General features: G+C 43.3%; 6 protein-coding genes. 1 reads left to right on the top strand and 5 read right to left on the bottom strand.

Features of this window, described 5'->3' with window-relative positions; genetic code table 11:
• Positions 1-66 precede the first annotated feature (66 nt).
• Positions 67-324, top strand: a complete 258-nt coding sequence (locus tag H524_RS0101370) for a hypothetical protein (RefSeq protein WP_027938942.1) — start codon at positions 67-69, stop codon at positions 322-324.
• On the opposite strand, the gene H524_RS0101365 is transcribed toward H524_RS0101370, so the two are convergent.
• The 5 genes from H524_RS0101365 to H524_RS0101340 form a co-directional block, all read right to left on the bottom strand.
• On the bottom strand, positions 321-11,738 hold the full coding sequence (locus tag H524_RS0101365) for a DEAD/DEAH box helicase (protein WP_027938941.1): 11,418 nt from the start codon (positions 11,736-11,738) through the stop codon (positions 321-323). The two genes, H524_RS0101370 and H524_RS0101365, sit on opposite strands and share 4 nt — an antisense overlap.
• Positions 11,739-12,152: 414 nt before the next feature.
• Complete coding sequence (locus H524_RS0101355) at positions 12,153-18,512, bottom strand: hypothetical protein (protein ID WP_027938940.1); 6,360 nt, start codon at positions 18,510-18,512, stop codon at positions 12,153-12,155.
• 346 nt (positions 18,513-18,858) lie between these two features.
• Complete coding sequence (gene galU, locus H524_RS0101350) at positions 18,859-19,773, bottom strand: UTP--glucose-1-phosphate uridylyltransferase GalU (RefSeq protein ID WP_027938939.1); 915 nt, start codon at positions 19,771-19,773, stop codon at positions 18,859-18,861.
• 449 nt (positions 19,774-20,222) lie between these two features.
• The gene (locus H524_RS0101345) at positions 20,223-20,891 is read right to left on the bottom strand and encodes an inner membrane-spanning protein YciB (protein WP_027938938.1); all 669 of its coding nucleotides are present in this window, start codon (positions 20,889-20,891) and stop codon (positions 20,223-20,225) included.
• A gap of 401 nt (positions 20,892-21,292) precedes the next feature.
• Positions 21,293-22,606: a Y-family DNA polymerase gene (locus tag H524_RS0101340; protein ID WP_027938937.1), complete on the bottom strand. Its 1,314-nt coding sequence runs from the start codon at positions 22,604-22,606 to the stop codon at positions 21,293-21,295.
• Positions 22,607-23,302 lie beyond the last annotated feature (696 nt).

The raw sequence follows: 23,302 nt of genomic DNA, 5'->3' as shown, positions 1-23,302 counted from the left end.
GCAAAAGCACATCAATTGTGCAATTATTTAACAATAATCGGCAAAACTTAACAAAGTTTGCCTAATTTGCACAAGCAGCTATCCACAATTTTAGCGGTCACCTCGTGCAGGCAAGGGCTCATCATCGCATCAAAACAAAGTGGCAGTGCAATCCCAGCGCAAGCCCAAGTTCCAGCTCAAGCTCAAGTTACTGCCCAAGCCCAAGCCCAAGCCCAAGTTACTGCTCAAGCTCAAGTTCCAGAGCGAGCCCAAGTTCCAGCTCAATCTCCAGAGCATAGCCGGAGCCAAACTCCAGCTCCAGCTCAAGGCTATGTCCAAGGTTAAGCCTTTGGCGAATATGGATGACCGTAGCCTGCGAGCATGATGACATAGACAAAGCCTGCGCGTTTAGCCTCATTGCACCAGAGCTTAGAGTAAGCAAATGGCTCCTTTTGATGGTTAGCTAAGGCCTCATTGGCGCGGCGCTCATCTGAGTTTAAGGTGTCTTGGTATGTCCAAGTGGCAATATTACTAATAAACAAGCCATCAACTAACTCCACATTGTATTTAATCATGGCATTGAAGATTGGATTCTTTTGCGACAAGCGACCAATGATGCATGGGCTTGATTGTTCATCTTTTTGATGGAGGATATAGCACACAAACTGTTCTTGGAAAGAGCGTGGGCTATAGCCATTGATGCCATTGTTAACGCGTACTAATTGCAGCATCACACTGTCATTGCGCTTAACGAAATTGCGGATGTAATCGTTGATGCCAAAGTTATTAGCTTGCGCTGTAAAGCTTATGAAATAGTGATCTAATTGCGGCTGTTTTTCACTAAATTGTGAGACTTGTTCGCGCTCGTAGATATAGCGACGATTTTCATCTAAAGCTTTTTCACGATCGGCCTTAAAGGCGCGTAAGTACTTGCGAGCACGGGTGTATGCCACATAGTACAGACGACGCTCTTCTTCAAAGTCAGCAAGCTCATCATCAAAGAGCGGAATAGTTTTCGCTGCTTGTGCGGCGCTAGCTGCGTCTTTATAGTTTGAGCGCTTGAAGCCATGCAAATTAGAGACGTTCATATGCTCACTCAGAGGCAGCGGAGCAAAGGTAGGTACGACCATTACTAAGTCGAACTCTAAGCCCTTAACCTTGTGCATAGTAGTCATTACGACTTGCAAGCCCTCATCTTGACCACTATCGTGTCCTAAAATACGCTTAGAACCATAGCGCTCATAGAGTTTGAAGATCTGACCACCATCATCACTGCCTAAGATATCTACATAGTACTCATAGAGATCTTCAAAGTGTACTTTGCCATCTTGCTCATCAATTGAGTCAATAAAGCTCAGTACTGTGCAATAAGCAATGTCGAGCAGCACCTTATCCCACAGCGGGAACATTTGCATTAAATATATGCACAGCTCCTTAATCTCTTGAGCTGTACTCTTGTTTTGCTCAAGTGAGCTCTCCTCAGAAGTTACAATTAGATCATCGCTAATGCAGACACGCTCTCTATTTTGATAGATATAGTTGGCGATCTCATAGAGTTCACGTTCTCTAAACCACGCAAGTGAGCTACCACCCTGAATATGCAAATGCACATAGTCTGGAATGCTGTTCTTGATCTTGCTTAAGCCGCGATAAACATCGTTATTGGTTCTAAAGAGCAGTGCAATAGTCTTAATCGAGCGACGTTCACCTTCTTTGATGAGATCGTAGGCCTGTTGCTTGCGGTTATTAAGCTCAATCTCGGCACTAACCTCATCCATGATGTGCTTAAGATCGACATCCTTTTTAGACTCAGAAATTTGCCTGCGCAATACAAGCTCTTCTTGTTTTGCTCTGGCCTCAGCCTTGGCTTTTAGTTTAGCCTCAGCTTTGGCTTTTGCCTTGGCCTTAGCATCAGCCTCAGCTTTTTGCTTGGCACTTACCTTGTCCTTAGCATCAGCACTTTCATCATCCTGAGAATGGTCATCTTCAATAAAGTCAGGCAGCTCATCGTCGTCATCATCGCTTAAGAGCTTGCTAAGCGCTTTTGGGCCCTCATCAGCAATATCGCTTATTAGCTCGCTAATCGCATTTATGCTCTCATCAGCAACATCGATTATGAATTTGCTAAGCGTACTTAGGCCCTTGTCAAAAGAGTTGATTAATTCAAGGTTTGTAGTTACAAAATTTGTAGCTACAAACTCTTCAGCAGCATCGGCAGAATCATCATCGGTATCTTTGGCATCTGCGCTCGCTACTGTAGGATTCTTTTGCTCAAGGGCTAGAGGCTTAGCTTGATGGTCATCTGCGCTCGCTACTGTAGGATTCTTTTGCTCAATGGCTAGAGGCTTAGCTTGATGGTCATTGGCATTTAGCTTAAGGTCAAACTCTTGTAGTGTGCTCTTAAGGAGAGCCTCGCCTTGTTTAATGAGCTCGATAGACTCGCGGTTTTTCTTACGAGCAAACTCAAAGGTTTTCTTAAAGAGCTCGTACCATAAGTTGTTAGGATTCTCGGTAAGATCGTAAACACGGGCGTACTCATGCTTAGGCGCAAAGCTTGCGATCTTAGGATCGCTAACTGGCAAGTAAGTCTTATCCTTTAAAAACTCGGAGGCGAGTTTGAGGATGTCTGGATAAGAGCGGTAATTGCGGCATAAAGTCATGGTGACAGGCTTAAAGCGCTGTTGCAAGTAGTAATAATACGGCTCAGGACAAAGCTTAGCTGCATACTCTTGCACACTAATACGCTGATTGCTGCCATGATTATTGATGCGATCGAAACCGTAGATACTTTGATTAATATCGCCAATGGTAAACAAGCGTAAATCCTGATACTGACTGACGATGAGATTAAGCACCTGCAGACGAGTAGCAGTAATGTCTTGGAACTCATCGATCATGAGGTACTCAAGACGTGGGAATAGGCTTGTAAATTGCTGCGGCTCCAGCTGCAGGGCACTGGCAAGAGCTAACTCCCATGAGGAAGTTTCGATATCGTTTAGCTTGCCTTGCAAACAGCGTTTGGCTAAACCATGGAAGGTAAAGACCTTGATGCGACGACCAAGACGCGGCATACCAAGCTCACTAAAGAGTGTGCTTAAACGGTTTTTAAGCTCGATAACTACAGCGCGGTTATAGGCAAGTACTAAGATTGACTCAGGAGCGACGTGCTCGCGATACACTAAACGAGCTGCTCTCATGGTTAAGATGTGAGTCTTACCAGAGCCTGGACCTGCCATAACATTGATATTTTGATTAAGCGGAGCGTTATAGATCTGCCATTGCTCTTCATTATCAACAAGCTTGCTCTCTTCAAGTTCTAAAGCATGAGCCTGCAGCTGCTGCAGTAGCAGGCTGTTCTTGTTAGAGAACTTAGCAATATTGTTAACAAAGTCATCGGAGTTTTTAGACTGGAAGATGCTCTGAATAAACGAGTTGCGCATACTCTCAGGCACTTGTTCACAGAACAGCTGCATGATGCTAATACGCAGACGTCTAAATTGTTCGATAAGCTCAAACTCTCTACGCTTATTGTAAAACTTCGATTGTTCAGTATCGGCCGCATCGATATCACTCTTGCAGCCATCTAAGGTAAAGATCTCAATACCAAAGCTCATTAAAGATGAGCTCTTAATGAAGTTTAAGGTGCCTAAAGCATCGAGAATAAATCTAAAGTAGTTATAGCCGTAGATTTGTTCAGAGAGCTTGTTGTAAGCATCATATGCATTATTGCGTGAGTGCTTAAGCTCGTATTTATTCCTAAGATTGATCGAGTCCCTGTGCATGAGGCCGAGCATATTGATCACGGCACACCAGTTATCATGCCAAGTATAGCTATTTGCAAGGCTTGCTTGCTCTTCATTAGTATCACTAGTGCTCTGTGCGGCATTAGCTAATGCTGGATTTTGCTGATAGTTATGGAGCAGGTCTTGATGGACGTTGTTAGAGCTTTGAGTACTCTGTAAATTGCGTGATTGTAAAAATTCGATGATCAAGAGGAGATCTTCATACATCACATCCAAAAAGAGCTCATAGGCATTGTTGCTTACTTCAAGCAATAAAGCATCGGCTGAAGCCACATCATGGTAGCGTTGCTTATCGTAGCTTACTTTAATGCCTGGTAAATATGAGGCGGTATTGGCAAGCAACCTAAAGATAGAGGTGGCAACTTTCTCTGCATAAACCTCTACCCGCAAATGGCTCGAGTGATTTTCCTTCTCAAACCAAGGCATGAACTGAAATACATTAGTGATAACTTCCTCTGATGTATCCACAAGTCCATTTTTATTTGGATCGCTCTTAGTGCTCTTGATAACTTTCTTGACCTCATAGAGCTTACAATCAGGCAATAAAGGATCCATAAACTCTTGTACTAAGTTAAAGCACTTTTTGCGGGTGAATAAGATATTGCGATAGGACTTATGCTCCTGTGATTGCATGCCTTGAGGATTAGAAGAACCATCAGCATTACTAGAAGAGGCAGCTGACAGTGAGTACTCCTCACTATCAACAACATTGAAAGCCTTCTTGGCTTGTTCAATCGACTCTTGATCAGAGTTTTGATACTGAACTTGCTCAAAGCCATCTAATGAATGCCCATCAATGTCAGATGTGCGTCCATTGCGCTTGAAGGTACGTTGGTTATACCCATGGCGTTTAAAGAAAAGGCTATCTTCCTCATAGCGCTCAGCCTCGATCTTAAGGGCTCTTAGGTATGTAGAGTATCCATCAGAAAAGACAGAGCGTAGCACTTGTATCGCAATTGAGATGGTTGGTAGATGCGTGGCAATATACTGCTCATATTGTCTATATGCTACGTCATTTGGATTAAAGAAATAGCCCACCTCATGGCGACGATGCTCCAAAAAGTCGATGCTAAATGGAGCTGCAATTTCCAGAGTATTGCGCTGCATCAGCTCAATTAACGCATTGATAACCTGTGCATTCGAGAGCTTGCTCTCACGTGAAAGCTTAGCTACATCAACAAGCTGATCTACATCAGATGCAATCAGTACATGGTCGCTTAAATCTTTGTCCTCATCAAAATCTTCATCAAGCACCGTTGCAATAGCACTATCAGTGCTCTTAGAGATATCAGAACTATCTGAGAGCTCGGTGCTATCTTCACTATCAGAATTATGAGCGTTCTTAGCACTCATAATTTCATCGGCGCTATCATCCTCATCGTCTGTACTTGGTGCATTTGCCTGTACATCAGCTGCAATGAGCGAAGCAGCAGCCTCTAGTGCTGAGTCATTAGCATCTTTAGCTGCATCATCCTTAGCATCTACAAGAGCAGCAGCTTGCTCATCAGCTAAAGGCGCAGCTGCTTTTTCTGCATCTTTATCTTGCTGAGCTTTGGCCTTGCGTTCGAGTCTGGCGCTTTTAGCTTGATCAACGAGCTTGAGCAGGGCTGAACCAATTAAGAACTCGTTTAGTGATCTTGATTCATGATCGAGGATATCGCGATCACGCACAATAAAGGCGTCACTATCTTGATGTGTCTTATCCTGATAGCTATGCTCACTAGCACTTTTGTCCTCGCTTTCATTGCTAGTTAGGCCTAAAGCAGCAGCGGCAAGTTTAGATATAGGATCTGAGCTCATCTTGCTTGAGATGGTGATACGCGGAGTATCATCATCCGTGGAGCTAAAGAGATCGGATTTAGCTGCATCTTCAGAGATAAGATAGTTTTGGGCAATCTTAATCGTACTTAAGTGCCTCTTGAGCTTGTCGTAGTCGATACGAACTGGCAGCGGACACAGGCCATTAAACTGCGTGCAAATGCGTCCTAGCTCCTCAAGGTAGCTTAAGATGATACGGTTATGGGTATTAGTCTCATTCGAGCTTGGGACTAAGATCTTATTACGACTACGGCTAACGACATCAATAGGCGTTAGTACCGGAGTTTTCTTGGCCTCTTCAAGTGATCTAAAGTGCTTAATATATGAGCGCAGCGACTTATCTGCATCAATGAGCTGATTCCAGCTTATAAGCTGGCTGTTGATCTTTTCATTAGCCTTTTCAAAATCACTCTGGCAGTACAGACATAAAGCAGGGATCTTGGTACCGTTTGGAAAAGCCTTAAAGTAGGCTTGCATATCACGGCCAGCACGACCGACTTCTTGTAAGTAATCTTCAAAGACAGCTGGTGGGCTAAAGTGCACTACATAGTGGATATTAGGAATATCCATGCCCATACCAAAGGCTTTTGTGGCGCATAGGACATAGATAGGCTTATCTAAATTTTTATGCTGCTCTGATGACAAAACATCATCGACAGTATCTTGTGAGGCGCTATCTTGTGTTTGAGAATCATCGTCTTTATAGCGCTCAAAGAGATTCTTACGCGCTGCAGCAGAAAGGCCTGCGTGAAAGAAATCCACATGGCCAGCGATCTTGGCAATTGGACCCAAGTGGGCAAGATTAAGCCTACCGTGCGCTACAGTGCGGTCAATACTTTTCTCTGCAATAAAGGTGTATGCAGCCGACTCTAAAGCATGTGAGACCTTCTCACAGAGCTTGCGTGTTTGACAGAAGATGATCATGCGGCTTTGGTCAAAGTCGATGTTCTCTTCATTGATGAAATTTAAGATCGCGCTAATGCGGCTTTCAAAGTCTTCAGATACTTGTCGCATCTGAATTTTGATGTGCTCACGAATAGGATTGTAATTGTCACTACTCTCGCCTAAACGCAGAGGATTGTTGAGGTAGCTCATGAGCTCAGTAGAGACCTGTGTGGTCATAGTGGCAGAGCACATGATAATGGCCAGATCAAAACACTGACGCAAGACACGACAAATCTTGGCCGCATTAAGATAGTCAGGTCTAAATTCCTTGCCCCATTGTGAGATACAGTGGGCCTCATCAAAGACCAAATACTCACCGCCACCATCGCGCTCAAAACGAGCACAAATAGTCTCAAAGAAGTGACGGGATCTAAAGCGCTCAGGAGTTACATACAGAAGATTGGTTTTGCCAGAGATAATATTGGCATAACTCTCCTGAATATCGCGATAGCCACGGTCAGAGGATAAATAATCTGCGTTAGTAAAGCCTTTGTTTCTCAGCTCAATTACTTGGTCAAGAATCAAAGCTTTAAGCGGGCATACAACGATCGAAAGTCGCTTAGAAAAGTTAGAGCGATACAGTGCTGGTCCTTGGAACAGTACTGACTTACCACCGCCTGTTGGAATGCTAATTAAATAGTCGTTACGCTTGCTTAGAATATGCGGCAAGGCCTGAGCTTGATAAGAGCGCCACTCATGTCCACCAATAAAGAGTTTGGAGATAACGCCCATAGCTCGCTTAATAGCTTGCTGCCCCTTTTGACCTTCATCGACTAAGTCATCAAGCTCATGTCTCTTTCGGCTATCACTCTCAAAGGCAGTAAGCGCAACACGATCAGAGCGGCGCTGACTTTGAGCATCAAAATCGCCTTTACCCTGGCCATCCATGCCATAGTGATGCTCATTACCAAAGTGACTATCGCCATGCCAATGAGCCCCTGCATTAAAGTCGTCATCGCGACCTGTATCAAAGCGAGGAGCAGCGCTATAGCCATCATCAAATGGCGCATCATGATATGGATCACCGCCATATGGGCCGCCATACTGCCCTTCGTACGGCCCACCATATGGCTCAGCACCACTTAGTGATGATTCAGCAACATTAGCACCAGCATAGGCGGTAGCACCTGCAGCGCTAGCAGCAGCCGCGCCAGGGGCGGCACCTTTGATAGCGTAAGCAGCGCCATTAGGAGCGTTAAAGCCAGTCTGATGTAAGAGTAGGTCTAATTTGCCTAAAGCCTGCTTGGTATCAAAGGATACTTCGTTGCTGATAAAGGACTTTACGAGTGAGAGTAAATGATTACGCTCTTGTGTGGAGCTAAATAATGGCAGCTCGATAAAGGCGTCTTTATATGCCTGCTTATGGCTTAAGCGGGCATGATCTTCAAGCGCTGAGAGTAAGGTTAGATTGGCATCGATACAGTAAAGATCGAGTGTGCCGACTAAGTTAGTGATAGAGGATTTAATGAGTGCTATCACGCCCTCAATCATAGCGCTTAAAGACTGCTCGCCTGAGTAGTATGGATCTAAGCTCTTCTCATCGTTCTGAGCTAAAGATTTAAGGCGCTGCTTGCTCTTTAAGATATGTAAGCCTAAGGCGCTTAAATGCGGATAGAGCGCTGCACTCTTAGTAATGGCAGCTTGTGAGTCATTATCAGTACTTACACCACCAAGCACCTCGCACAGTGGCTCTAAAGCACTAAACTCTTCTAGGCAGACATTATCGATAATGATAGGAATTGAGCTAACTTGAGCTTGTAAACACAAGCTCTCATAGACGCTTTGCAGATTTACTCTGCCATTAAGCATATCCTCAAGACTGATGATCTCTAGATTGAGCTTTAAAGCCTTGCTAATGAGGGCTATAGGCTTAATATCCTTGGTATAGGCAATAACATAGAGTGCCTGTACACAGCTATCTGCACCCTCACTACGTCCGCTCTTATTAGTGTCGCTTGTAACAAGTTTATCTAATAGCTTAGTAATAAGCTGCAGCTGCTCACTTAGATAGTAGGCAAGCATACGCTCGCTATAGCGATCGCGGGTGTTTAACTGCGGCTGTTTTAAGATGGCGCTTAATTTGTCTTTGTTATCGATAAGCTCAGTGCCATCATCAGCGTGGCTAGTTGAGCTGCTTTTTACAAAGTGCAGCTTAAGGTCTAGGCAAGATGGAGCATGGCTGAGACCTTCATTGCTAGTCTCTTTATCATGAGCGTTAGTCGCAGCAATATTATTGGTTGCAGTAGGCTTTAAGCTAGTTGCTGTGCCTTTAGCCGTAGATGCAGAGGCCGCATCATGAGATGAGGTTGCTAAGCCACGTCCTTGGCAGTTAGGCAGCGGAATATGGCAGATGAGCTCGTCATAGACATAGAGTAATTGCTCTAAGACGTGATTACGTTCAGCACGATATATTGCAATGGCTTCACGATCTTTTGTGGTATCGAGCTTTTCGATGATCAGAGTGTTCTTTTCATCAATAAAATCTGAGGCAAGCAGCGACTGCTCATCCTCACCTGAAGCTGTGCTGCTTACACTCTCGCTATCAAGCACCTCGATGTCGCGCTCAATACGCTCAGAGATATACTCTTCATCGCTATCAGAGTAGCTATTAGTATGATCTACAAAACTATCGATGTTATTTGATGCCATCTCATCGAGGCTAGCACCACCATCAGCCATGCTTGCAGCGCTGTTATCACTCTCATGCGCAGCAATTTGGCCATCATCAGATGCGATAGAAGAACCAAGCTCACTTTCATCATTTGCAGCGCCTTTAGTAGCGCGAGATTGATGATTTTCTGCCTTAGGCTTTTGCCTAAGATCATTAGAGCGGGCGCTGTCAGTAGATGCACTTTTATCTTCGCTCTTATTTACAGAGCTCTCATTAGTTGTGAACTTTAAGAGCTCTTCACTCATAGCACCCGAGATAAGAGTGTACTTACTCTCTAGAGAGTTGAGTTTAAGCGCTAAAGTAGGATCCACGATAGCAATAGACTTAAGGCTATAGCATTCGTTTAATGCCTTTAAATAGAAGCTGTGGTTGAGTAAGTCGCGCTCATAGCCTAAAAGATAGATACGATCTTTAACGAGTAAATCTGCAGTAACAGAGCTTTGCTTAGCCAAAGTATCAATGTCACAGCAAATAATGCTCTTGTCATTATCGATATCAAAGCTCTGTACATAAGGGCTTAATAACTCATAGCAGCGCTCAGCGACATTCTCTTTAGAGTGAATAAACTGACTTAAGCTTGATCGAGAACAATAGAACAAGGAGCGTGGTGCACTTACACCCACCTTCACGCAGTCAGGCAAGAATGCGGCGCGTAAGGTGCCTTGGCTACTTACTCTCATGAGGTAGTCATTAAGGCAGGCATTCGCAATAGGCTGAGATCTTAACTTTTCATGGCTTATAAGCTGATAGCTCTCATCTGCAAAAGCAAAGTCTACTTTTAGATAAGTATTGAGCGCTTCAAATAAGCATTGTGGTGCCAAGATGAGTGAGTTTTCGATCTTGCCTAAGAGCTTAGCAAAGCTTTCAACCTTAAGCGTGCGCATAAACGAGCGCATCAGCTGTGAGGCAAAGTCCCCACCATCATCAAACGCGCATGTGCCAGCATCCACCACATCAGCCGCCGCTGCATCATCAGCTAGCGAATCAGCCGCCTTGCCATCATCAGCAACTGCGCCATCAGGGGCATCCGCAGTAGCAGCATCATCATCGGCTTTAGCATTTGCAACTGATGGAACGCTTTTAGTGCTTGCGTCGTCATTGGCATCTGCATCTGCGTCGGCTTTGGCAGCTTCGGCAGCATCCTTTGCTGCAGCTATGTCACGCATTGTATAAGCGTCTTGAGATGCAGCGGAGATTGAGCTTAAAAGGGCTTTTAAATCGGCTATGATGCGGCTTGAAAAGATGGAGCTATTAGCATCGGTGCATGACTTAAGCAGCTGATGCTCGTTTAGCTTACGACTAATGCCCTCGCTGAGCTCTATTTGCAGTTTGGAAAGGTCATTAGAGCTAAGCAAGCAGGAGATTACGAATAGGCGTGCAGTATCGAGTCGCGCAGCATTTGGCATCTCTCGTGGAAAGTGCTCAGCAAGCTTATTTGAGAGGGTTGTGACTGCACTAAAGAGAGTTTTGTGCTGCTCAAAGAGAACAGTCTCAAGCTCGTCTAGATCAAGATAGCAAATGTCACGATTAATGCGGCTATCAAAGAGAGCTAGATTGCGTCCATAGACTAGGTACTGTGACTGCAGCTTAGGCAGCGAACTTAAATCTTTTGCTAGTAAGCTTAGCTGTGTTGCCCAAAGTGAACGCTGTGCGGGTGTATCTGAGCTTTGTGTGGCAGTGCTTGCATATGAGGATGAATGCTCACGGTTATCAAGGGCGTTGAAGCTGATGACTAAGTTTAAAACGTCATCATCCTGAGGTAGCTTAAGAGACTTATCTTGTGCGTTGATGCTCAGATGGACAAGATTATGAACCTTAAGTACCTGCATGATGTGTTCAGGTACGTACTTAAGATAGAGATCGCATGAGTTAAGCTTAAGTGAGTACTCAATTTGCTCTTTAGTGCTTAGTCCTGATAGTAATGAATCTAGTTGAGCAGCACTCAAGTGCTCAATATCTAGCTCTTTATCTACAAGCAGATCATGCTGTATGTGCTTGAGCTTGTCATGTTGCTGTGGGCTAAGTTTGGCAAGCAACTTTGCATGTAGCTTAGTTGCCTCAGTATTTTCCTCATTAAAGTCAGAGCTCTGTGAGTTTAGTGAAGCATGATGTAAGCAGCTTAAGAAGTTAATTGCATCTTGAGAGCTTATAGTTTTATTGGCAATGAGGTCTAGTACCTCATCTAAAAGCTCACTCTTAGCAAGGCAAAAGGTAGTAATGGATCTTACAAAGCGGCCATAATTTTTAAAGCGGGTAGCTGTAAACTTTTGCTCTTTACATCCAGTAAAAAAGAGTTTGCTTGCACAAGTAAATAAGAATAAGAGTCGCTCAGCGGAGATGTTTTTTAGCTGATCGGGGCAGGTAGTCTGAGGATTTGCGCTAATGACGCTTGCGACCATAGAGTCAAAGTTAGCAGCAATGAGCTCCTGTGACTTTGGATCACAAGAGATCAATACTTGCTTAACTACCTCATTATCTTTAACCGCTAAGGTTGCAAGAATGAGAGATGACTCTGATGCCATAGCTTTCCTTAGATTACGATGATTATCCTTAGATCATAACCTGAACATAAGGCGTATGCATGGCTTTGGGGAAAATTAACAGTTCTGATGATATCTAAGCCATTTAGAATAGCGTCCATGACCTAAAAAGAGTGCCATCAGCTAAGTAGACCAAGCACAAAGCGAAGAAAATCAGCTAAGCAGAGCAAGCAAAAAGCGAAAAAGATCCGCTCAGCATAGCAAGCACAAAGCGAAGAAGATCAGCTGCGCAAGGCTGTAAAGCCTATTAACAGCTAACCTAATGCATCGTGACACTTGATCACAAGCATCGAGCTTGTGATCAATAATCAGCGCAATAACAAGCTTGTGATCGATAAAGCTAGCAAGTTCAAGTCAGTGCTTGAAACTCTAGCGACCAACGCTATCTACGCACAATTAGCTGTTTACTACTGTCTTTAGGATATAAGTTATCTGACTAGGCATTAAGCTATTAAAAATCTCTTGTAAGTCAGATTGATCCGTAAGGTATTGCTTGAGCTTATTATCTTGCTCAGTAAGCGAGTAGTAGCTAATGAGGTCTTTTTTGCTCAGATACTTAGAGGTCTGTTCAACTAAGACATCAAAGAAGAACCTAAAGTCTCTTTGTAGCAGAGCAAAGTCATTGTTGTCGTAGTCATAGAACATGATGTCTCTATGACCTCTTTCAGCCGGATTTTTAGCTTTCTTATTCTTTGAAGCTTTCTTAGGCTCCTCATCAAGCTTAGCTGAAAGTTTAGCTAAGTCAGCATCGGCATCATCAGCTGCATCATTACTCTCTTCATACGACTCATCATCATTTGATTTGAAGAAAGTGATGTCTAAGCCAAGATCAGGAGTTTCGTTAAGCTTCACAGTTAACAGCTCATGTAAGTACTCAAGCTCGTTATTGATCAAATGTGAGCAGGCTGTAGCGCAAAGCTTAATAGAGTCTTCTTCAGTTGCAAAACGTCTTCTGTACTTATAGAACTTAAAGAAGGCATCAAAGCCTAAGACTGTTAAGATAATGGCCTTCTTATAGCGCTGCTTACTAAACTTGATTAAGTATTGCTCAGCTAAAGTAGCAAAGTCTTCCTCATCCTCGAGCTCATCTTCAGCATCTACATCATCAAGTTCATCCTCAGAATCATCAAACTTATCATCGCTAGCGCTGAGATCTAAGCTCTCATCAGCTTCCTCATCATCATTATTAAAGAGCTCATGATTCTCATCAGCAAAGCTTTGAGAGTCATCTAAGTCCTCAATGAAAGGTGCCTCAGCTTCAATAGCAGCATCGTCCTCAAATTCATCTAATCTAGTCTCGACACTAGAGACGTCATCAGCCGTATCGTCAGCCTCAACATCAGCTTCAGCTACAGTGAAGTCATCCTCAATGGAGGCATTGTCATCTGCACAATTAACTTCAACGTCACTATCTGGTTCAGCTTCGACAGCGTCATCGTCATTAGCTAGATCTTCATCGGCTGTATCAAGTTCAGACTCATCAGATACATTATCAGAGACATCTAATTTAGCCTCATCTAAATCAGCATCAATAAAGTCCTCATCCTCAGCTGCGTTTAACTTGGCATCGGTAGTGATATCGTCATCAGATGCAACCTGTTCAGCTTCGGCCGCGTCTTCATTCTCATTTGCAAACTCTACTTCAGCTTCGACTGCAGCATCAAGTTCAGTCTCTTCAGAGTCATCTACTTCAGCTTCAACTGCAGCATCGAGTTCAGTCTCATCAGAGGCATCTTCTTCAGCTTCGGCTGTAGAATCGAGTTCAGTCTCATCAGAGGCATCTACTTCAGCTTTAACAGCAGCATCGAGTTCAGTCTCTTCAGAGTCATCTACTTCAGCTTCAACTGCAGCATCAAGCTCAGCCTCATCAGAGACATCTTCTTCAGTCTCAACTGCCGCATCGAGTTCAGTCTCATAAGAGGCATCTACTTCAGCTTCATCTGCAGCATCGAGTTCAGTATCATTAGAGTCATCTACTTCAGTTTCAACTGCAGCATCGAGTTCAGTGTCATCAGAGGAATCTACTTTTGCTTCAACTGCAGCATTGAGTTCAGTCTCATCAGCGGCAGCTATTTCAGCTTCAACGGCTGCATCAAGGTCAGTCTCATCAGATACCTCATTCGAGGTATCAACTTCAGTAGCATCTGCAGCGTCATTAGCAGTATCTGAATTAGTAGCAACCTCGTCGGAGGCAGTGTCTTGTTCTACTTTGAATGTGTAATCGGCATTGGTTGTTACTTCAGTTTCGATAGATGTATCTGCATCTAATGAGTCTGACTTAGCGGTATCACTTTCTTTGGTAGATGATGGCTCAGAGGAGCTTTGTTCTGTGGCGTCAACAAGATCGCTGTTATCTTCCTCATCATCGTCAGGAAGATCCTTAAACGGATTGTGATTTTTAAAACGCTCTGTTAGAGGCTTAACTGAATCGGAGCTCTCAGTGGAGACTGGCTCAAGAGCGAGGCTGCTAACTGGAGTTAGGATCAGTGTGGAGCCTTCATTAGAGCTGAGTAGGCTTGATGGTTCTTGGTCCTTAGCTTTTGTCTCTTGCTCTTGGCTCTTGTGCTGCTCTTTGGTGCCTAAGGTCAGTGTTGGGCCTAAAGAAAGAGTGGAGCTAAAACTATTTGAACTCGAGTCAAATGAACCTGAGAGCGGATCATCATAGTTAAAGTATGAATCACTGTTCTTAGTGGTATAGCTAAACTCACTCTGTGATTTTGGGGCAGCAGCTTTTACGCTCTTGGCTGTGTTTGTGCCTGAAGCTGTGTCTTGAGCTTGAGGTTTTGCGCTGGTGGTTTTGCTTGAGCTAGTGATGTCTTGCTCGTTACTTGAGCTAGTGACGAGCTCTGGCGGCTTTTTGTAGGCAATGTGCAGCTCTTCTTTATGAGACTGCTTGTTAGCAAAGTCGCTTTGAGCTGATGAACCTTGATTGCGGCTGCTTGCACCATAGTAATAGCAAAGAGAGTTAAGGTACTCGTGGATATTATCTTCTTTTAGTAACTTGACGGTATCACGATCGTCACAAGCAAGCATAATGTTGGCAATATCTAAGCCGCGTAAACGATCTTTGTAGATATCAAAGACTTCCGTGAGGATACGTCTTTGCGTCAGGCGCAATGATTTTTGACGTTCGTTAAGCTCACCAGCCATACGGGCAAGAGGTGCTGCCCAGCTGATATTGCACAACAGCATGGCGGTCTTAAAGGCTAAGTCAGAGTGGATCAAAGATTCTGAGAAAACACCGTGTCTGTAGATAAAGTCGCAGCCAATCACATAGAGTAGACGGTCTACGGATTTAATATACGACAAGCTCAGCTTGCTATGCATCGGAGGTTTGTAGATATACTCAAACTCATCTGCATAGTAGGCAAATGAAGACGCACGGGCCTTAGCGTTATATGGATAGAGCGGTAGATCGCCACGATAGCAACCATACTGAGTGTCGCCATCATTTTGTTCTGCGTCGCTTTTTGGCCGATTGAAATATCCTACAGAGCTATCTAAAAGCTCTCTTAAATCCGAGAAGCTATGTGGCATTAATAGCGCTAAGGTGCCTTCTTTGATAATGCGGTAACGCATCAAGCGTTTATCAAGCACCACAAATTTAGCTATGAGCGCTAATACGTTACGATAGGTCGCGTGGTTTTTCTCGTACAGCTTGAGCGACTGCTTAATTATCTCTCCTAGATTGCCTTTGGTAAGAATCTTTTCTCGTTTGAGAGCAAGCATCATAAACTCATCAAGCCTTTCAATAGCTGGATGAAGTAGCGGATGCATAGCAAAGTCAGAATTTGTTTTGCTTGATGCGTACTTGTCTAAGGACTTATATAGAGAGTCCGTAAACTTACGTCTTTCTAATTCTTCGGCAAAGCAGCTTAAAACACTTACATGGTTAACATCGTAGTGTATATAAGTGTTTTGTTTTAAAGCTAGATAATTTCTAATTACAACGAGGCGGTGACGATCTTTAAGTCCGCTTAAAAAGCGCATATCGCCAGTGAAAGACAAGAGTCGTGTAATGAGATCAATCGAGCAGGTGAGAGCTTGGCACTTTAGTTTCTCAAGTCTGTCAAATTCAGTTGAGTTGATGTCCAAAAATGCACCGTCTTCAATATCGCACTCATAACCTTGTCTTTGCAGCGCATACAGGGCTTGATGACGATGCAGCTCTTTAGACATGTAGTAGCGTGCATAGTTACTCTTGTCGATAAGAGAACGACGTACTACCTCTGTTTGAATATAGCTTTTAAGCTCGTTCTTCTCATGTAGCTCAGTAAGATCGTAGATAGGCTTATTACGGTATGAGAAGAACTTGGTAGCAGCAATGCCAAAAGTCATGGCATAGAGATCATCGCTCTCATCAAGAGTCTTTAACTCTAAAAGTTCTGCCTCATTTAAACCCTCTAGCTGGTACTCACATGCAATGGCCACTTCTCTGTCAGCACAAAAGTAGTCTTTATACGCTTGTCCTTGAGCATTGAGTTCATAGGCATACTGTTTGATGACCTCATCATCATGAGCATGGCTACGCTTAACCAAAGCTTCCATGCATCTAAGCTTGGTAGTGGCATGGAATGGATTTACAGGAGTATGAGGATCCTTATATGCGTCCTTAAGTAAGAAGTTAACCAGGAAAGGATGGGCTCTCATCAAGTTAAAGCCGCTTTGCAAGAGGACTTGCAAGAGACACAGTGAGGCGTACTCTTTTTTAAAGAACAGACTGCCTTCAAAGGCACCTCTATAAATACCTGTATCTAAAGTTGAGTACATATGAGATACAGAGAAGGCAGAAAGCAGAAATATTAGATGACCACAGCTACAGCCAGTAAAAATAAGATTACATAAAAGCTCTAGTCCTGCGCGGCGTTTTTGCGCATCAAAACATAAGGAGCTTGCGTACTCAGTTTGCATCTTTTCAAGCACGAGTACAGTACTCTTGCCAAGTACTAAGCAGCATTGCTCATCATCAAGTAAGCTTGGTGCGCACAAAGGAGTAATGTAGCTCTTACCATGATTAGCTGAGGAGGAGCTAATGGCGATCTTTGCTTGTAGTGAGCAATCGATAGTCTCATCATCGCTATGTGTAGCGGTGTTCTTGTGCATGTGCTTGAAGATGTACTCATACATCATCTGAGTGGCTACTTGGGTGTAGACAGAGATGTATGCATCTAAAGCAAAGTTTTGTGATTTTATTGCGCCGGATTTTAGAGCAACATAGTCAGTATCTCTATGAAGCTTTAAGAGGCGCTTAACTGCTAATGCTGACGCATGCTCTTGTGGGCTGAAAATATTGCCAATATCCGAGTGTAGGCGGAAGTAAAAGTCACACATACGCTGTGACTCAGTTTGCTCGACAATAGCCTTGCGATAAAACAGCTCTGTGTAGTGATACAGTGGTGTTCTAATAGAGCTATCAAGTACTAAATGATCGGTATATCTATCATTGCAATCAATACCAAAATCCGTGACATGCAAGTGTTGCTCAGTGAGGCTGTTGCCTGCATAAATACGCAACTTTTCAGGGATAGCAGTTAAGAAGTAACCGAGCTCGCTAAAGTACTTAAAAGTGCTATCAATGCTGCTAGGATTATGATTGCCAAGAGAAAGCTTTAGTAATTTGCTTGTATAGCTGCTGTTTTTATCTTGTTCACGCTTAGTTTGATTACGACGTGCCTCATTGGCAAAATGCATCTTTTCATCAGCCATGAGCGAGCGCACTATGTCGATATAGCGGCTGTAAATCTCATCAGATGCAAAATCATGATGCTCAACGTGCAAAAGCTCATCAAAGATGGATTGATGGTCATGCACATGTTCATCAAAATAAGAAAGATGGGTAGTGTCATGCTCATCTAAAGCAGCGATCTCAGGAACTACAGTTGAACCACGACGAGCATGTCGATAGCCAATACGTTGCTCTTGACCAAAGACCGAGTAATCAAAATATAGTGCTAGATGACCACTCTTAGATAGGTCCAATACATCAATGCTACTAATAGCAAGATCATCGACAGTACGACAGTGCTCATTAGATGCGTCGCTACGGCCTTCATCAATGGCATTGGCATTGTTGCATACACTAGCGTTAGCGTTTGAGCTGGCATTGCCGTTAGAGGATGTATTGCCATTGGAGTAGGCATGGCCATCATCATGCTCATTAGCAAGCTTGCTAAGTGCAAGGTTGTGCAGGACATTATTGAGCGGGCGCTGTGTCTTTTTGTCGATGAGCTGAATCTTTAATGGCACATCGATATTGCGATCATTAATGATCCTACGTGCCTCTGGTGAAATGGTGATGCCATCATGCTCATCAAAAGGTAGCAGCAAGGTGTGCAAAAGTGGAGCAATGCACTTGTCTTTAAGGTTAATAGCGCCATCTAAAACAGTTTTTTCATAAGCGCTCTCGTGGAACTCTTGTGGCAGAGCATTAATGCAAATAGCAACATAGCCCTTAAGCTTAGATGCTGTAGAGATTTCATCGCCTTGGTTGGCGTAGCCTCGTGTACCGTGCAGATTTTGGTTGTAGCCGCTGTTAATGAACATGCCATAACTTGAGGCAGTATCATTGATGACCAAGCCCAAATGATCAAGGCCAGAGCTATTATCATCACTTGTTCTTTCACATCCAATCTTATGTGCAATCAAACGGGTGATGTTACTAAAGACTCGAGGCTTATCAGTAGTTTTTGATGAGACTGATACTTTTGACGCATCTAAATTTTGCGCAAAGTTTGTCTTATTCGTGGATGCTGTCATAAAAAACTACAATCCAAATTATGCAAACCCAAGCTAATTGGTGATTTACCATAACAACAAGGACGCAAGAGCACCTCTTGTTCTAACACACTGTATGGGCGTAAAAATATACATCAATAGCACATGACATATGTGCACTTTGTACTACTAAACAAGGTGCATGAACAAACAACTACTATGACTCAAAAGCCTGCTGTGCTTTGTTTTAATGTTAGCTATGAAGCTTTTAAGCGTGTGAGGGCGTAATTTTTTTAAGTGCAAGGTATTCATAGTGAGCCTATTATTCAAGGCTCACTAAATTTTGAGCAGCTTGAGACACTGTGTTTAAGTGCCAGAACATTGTCTATTAGAGATTTGCTGCAATTTTCTTAATGTAGCTCTTAATAGCTGGACCAATATCTGGATGGCGCAAAGCTACTTCAATGAAAGTTTCAACATAGCCAGTCTTATTACCGCAATCATGGCTTCTGCCAACTGCAGCATAGGCATTGACTGTCTCAATATTCATTAACAGATCGATAGTGTCGGTAAGCTGGAATTCACCACCAGCGCCTAATGGAGTACGTCTAAATAAAGGCCAGATCTCAGCTGGCAGCACATAACGGCCAACAGAGGCATAATCAGATGGAGCCTCATCAATGGCAGGCTTTTCAACCATGCTCTTAATCGGCACGTCTTGACCTGGGTTGAGCTCAGCACCGCCGATATCAATAATACCGTAGGAAGATACTTCCTCGTGTGGCACTTTCTCCACCATGATTTGTGCAATACCGCTCTCTTCAAAGCGCTTAACCATAGCTGCTAAGTTTTCAGAGCTTAAGTCACTTAAGTGGCTATCTAAGATCACATCAGGTAGCAGCACAGCAAATGGGTTTTTGCCCACAATTGGATGAGCGCACATGATGGCATGGGCTAAGCCTTTTGCCTCACCTTGGCGCACGTGCATGATGGTGACATCTTTTGGAATGATGTTCTGCACTTCAGATAAGAGCTGACGCTTAACACGCTTTTCTAAGGTGGCCTCAAGCTCAAATGAGGTATCGAAGTGGTTTTCAATAGCATTCTTAGAGGAGTGTGTAACCAGAACAATGTTCTTGATACCGGCAGCTACAGCCTCATTGACCACAAATTGAATCAATGGGCGATCTACTAATGGCAGCATTTCCTTTGGAATAGCCTTAGTAGCAGGAAGCAGGCGAGTACCTAATCCAGCGACGGGGATGATGGCATACTTGATGTTGCCGTAGTTCATGTCTGGCATAGGAGCATCCTTGTAAAATTATGATTTATTCATTATGCCATACTAAAACGACTAAGAGACATTCTGTGTAATATAAAGCGACAAAGCCTGTTCATATCTATCTAAAATCCAACCATCGCACGCTCAGAAACCCAGCGCATAAAACAAGATTATGCTATGGCCTATAAAGACATGGTTTGTTAAGTCACAGCGAACTTGAAGAAGAGTTATAGAAAGCAACCACAGCGATATGTAATCTATGATGATTGATGTGAAAAAGTGGTTCGCAGATCAATATGCAATGTAAGCGCGAGGCTAAATAGCGAATGTAAGAGCAAGAGCTTTGAGCGAGGAAGAGGTAGGATTAGGAGCAGTTAACAGAGCTTGAGGCTTGTAAGATAAGCGCGAGCAGCATAGCTGCTCGGCTTAAGGAAGGATGGATGAGTGACAAATGAGAGTGAGCCAATACTTTAGCTATTACGCTCAGACTCAAACTCAGAATCGGTAGCGTCATTCTTTTGTTCAGTGCGGCCAGAAGACATCTTGGCCTTTGCGGTCTCCTTGAATGAATCGAGCATTTCAGGATAACGACGCATCATGACAAAGAACAGAATGCCGGTGAAGGTGCAGTTGATTAAGATGCTACCAAAGGTCTTGTAGCTAACCCAATATGACTCTGCAACCTTTTCCTCAATACCAAAGAGAGTTGGTAAGAAGAATGCGATAGTGAGGTTTAATGCACCCATGAACATAAAATAGAACATGAATGCTGTGGCCAGTTTAGAGAAGATATGCTCAGGAATTGGCATCTCCTGGCCAAAAAGGTATGACAGTGGATTTTTGTGCAGCACATATTGGAAGACAAATAGAGTGCAGGCTAATACCCAGTTAACTACGGTTACTTTAAGCTTAATGTAGGCTGGATCTTGCAAGAAGATAGTTGGAAGTCCAAAAATCAGTACGGCAGCTAGCATGAATATACCGATGCGGGACTTTCTCTTCCACAGAATATACTGCAGTACAAATGACATAGTACAGCCAGCGATGATTACGCCAGTGGCCAAAATGAGATCGCCAGTTACGCGGTAAGTTATGAAGAAGGCCAGAGCAGGAATGAAATCCAGGATCTTAGCTAGCATATTAGTTCCAAGTTATATTCTTAATAAAGCTTGTGATGGGCCAAAGTATAAAAAGATCATGAGTCAATCTTATCGGCCATCTAGCATGATGAGTCTTGCATAGTGTGCAAGTGCAAAATAATGCCCGCAAGTATGCACTTTTTGAGCAGTCAGTTTTTTATTATGCCGCAAAAAAGCGGCCTGTAACACATAATGTTCTCAGTCTTTTTAGCTAGCGCACATTACTTGGTCAGTAAGTTATGACTAACAGTTACAAGCAAAGCAGCTATGCGCTTATCACTAAAGTTGCAAGTCTACGCCTCAAAAAATAGCCTTAGCTTAGCACCATCCATCTTTGTGCATTTAACTTAAGACCAATAAGCGTTAGCAGTGCTCTTATGAGCAGTTGATGATTGTATGTGCTACTCAATTACCGGAACATCGTCCCAATCGGTGGTATAGCAAGGGGAGAGGGCGTTTTTATTCGAGAAAGTTTTGTCTTTCTCAATGCCTTGTGAGGCAAAGAAAATGTTACGCGAGTGGCCGCCATGATTGATGCGGTCAATTGCTTCCATCAGATTATCTGATCTCTGTCTTTCGTCCATATCAGGAGTCTCAGAGAGTAGATCGGTTTGGAAATTGCGATTAGTGCGTAGATCAGATAAGAGCACGCCAGCCTTGTTGTATTTGTAGCCTGGTACAAAAATAAGCTTTAACAAATACTGTGCAACTGAGTTAATGTCACGAGTGTCAGAGGTGGGGATCTTAAGCTCAGCACTGCGATCAGCTCCATACTTAGGATCATTGCCAAAGTAAGAGGTGCGTATAAATACAGTGATACGACGGGCGTATTTGTTTTGGGCACGAAGCTTATGACTTGCTGCAGCCACAAAATTGGTTAAGGCCTGCTCAAGCTCTTCAAGTGTAGTTAAGCGGTTAGTAAAAGATCGCGACCACATGATCTGCAGACTGTCATTGGTATTGGCCTCATCAGGTACGCAAGCAATGTTGTTGAGCTCGTTGACTGTACGCATCAGCACAATGTTATAGCGCTTTTTGATATCCGCAGGGTTTTGCATGGACAATTGCCATGCAGTCTTAATTCCTTCAGCTTGCAATTTGTCATTGAGCCGATGACCAACACCCCAGATCTCATCAATGGTGTTGTTACGTAAAAGCTCCATACGATCAAAGTCTTGCAGCACCGAGTAAACACCATAGGTTTCGTTACGATTACTTTTGGCATGGTGGTTGGCAAGTTTGGCTAAAGTTTTGGTACGCGCAATACCAACACCCACTTGAATGCCGACCATGGATGAGACAGCATTACGTACTTTTACCGCCTGCTCAATGGCTTCCTTTTCGGTGATATTGTGAAAGCATAAAAAAGCCTCATCCACTGAGTACACCTCAGTGTGATCGCACAAATGCTCTAAGACACTCATTACCCGTTTAGAGATGTCCAAATACAAGGAAAAGTTTGAGGAGAAGCAGACGATCTTGTGGCGCTCGATGAGTCGACGGATCTTAAACACGGCAATACCCATAGGAATGCCCAAGGCTTTTGACTCATAAGATCGCGCAATCACGCAGCCGTCATTGTTAGAGAGAACTAATAGCGGTCTGCCATCAAGATCTGGACGAAACAATCTCTCGCAACTGCAAAAGAAGTTATTGCAGTCTACTAGCAGGTATACCTGCTCAAAGCGATGAGTTGTTGGATCTAAATAATCCATGGTTCCGTCCCATAATGAATGCAAGTGCCTGATTGAAGCGATGACAAGTAACTTACACATAGTAAGTCTCCGCCTTAAACACCTCTAATCTCGTGCAGTTCAAATCGTGCGTATTATAAGCCCCAATGCCATATTGGTGCGGCAAGTGTGCAATAAAAGCACAGTAGCAAAAAAGGATAGCAAAAAAAATTAAGTACTCAAGCAGACTAATGAAGCATTTTGCGCTAGCAAAAGTTGAGTTAAAAGATCGTAAAAGCTCAAGCAAATTTGCAATACGTTAAGCGTACTGTGGGTGTTAAATATTCAATATTTTTGATGCGTTGTGTACGTAAGATAAAAATGCCCTACAACTAGCATAAGGATGTCTAAAAGCGAAGGCTTAGAAGGTGATGCTAATACGACAGGAGAGCTACATCTACCAAAAGTGTTAATTATGGCCTGAGCTTTTTTGACAAAATGTGTAATTTCAGTTTGAAAATATGAGGTTGCTACCGTTTTGTGTTTCTAACACTTGTTATAATTTAGATTGTAAAGATATCGGTGTGGTATCTAGCGTTTATACAAAAGACGCGTAAAGCTTATTAGTAAGCATTGCCGCAATGAGCATAGTGTGAATGTGCTCATGATGTTTTGCTACTTGCGTAGAAGGCTTTTAGGTCACAGCAAGAATGTATGCATTCAGGCGTGTAATGATGT

The sequence above is a fragment of the Anaerobiospirillum succiniciproducens DSM 6400 genome (assembly GCF_000482845.1).
In the GTDB taxonomy this organism is placed as follows: domain Bacteria; phylum Pseudomonadota; class Gammaproteobacteria; order Enterobacterales; family Succinivibrionaceae; genus Anaerobiospirillum; species Anaerobiospirillum succiniciproducens.
This window is presented reverse-complemented; position numbering and strand designations above follow the sequence as displayed.

Excerpts from the sequence above, each read along its gene's own strand:
- H524_RS0101365 (WP_027938941.1), bottom strand. The coding sequence starts at position 11,738 with ATGGCATCAGAGTCATCTCTCATTCTTGCAACCTTAGCGGTTAAAGAT.
- H524_RS0101355 (WP_027938940.1), bottom strand. The coding sequence starts at position 18,512 with ATGACAGCATCCACGAATAAGACAAACTTTGCGCAAAATTTAGATGCG.
- galU (WP_027938939.1), bottom strand. The coding sequence starts at position 19,773 with ATGCCAGACATGAACTACGGCAACATCAAGTATGCCATCATCCCCGTC.
- H524_RS0101345 (WP_027938938.1), bottom strand. The coding sequence starts at position 20,891 with ATGCTAGCTAAGATCCTGGATTTCATTCCTGCTCTGGCCTTCTTCATA.
- H524_RS0101340 (WP_027938937.1), bottom strand. The coding sequence starts at position 22,606 with ATGGATTATTTAGATCCAACAACTCATCGCTTTGAGCAGGTATACCTG.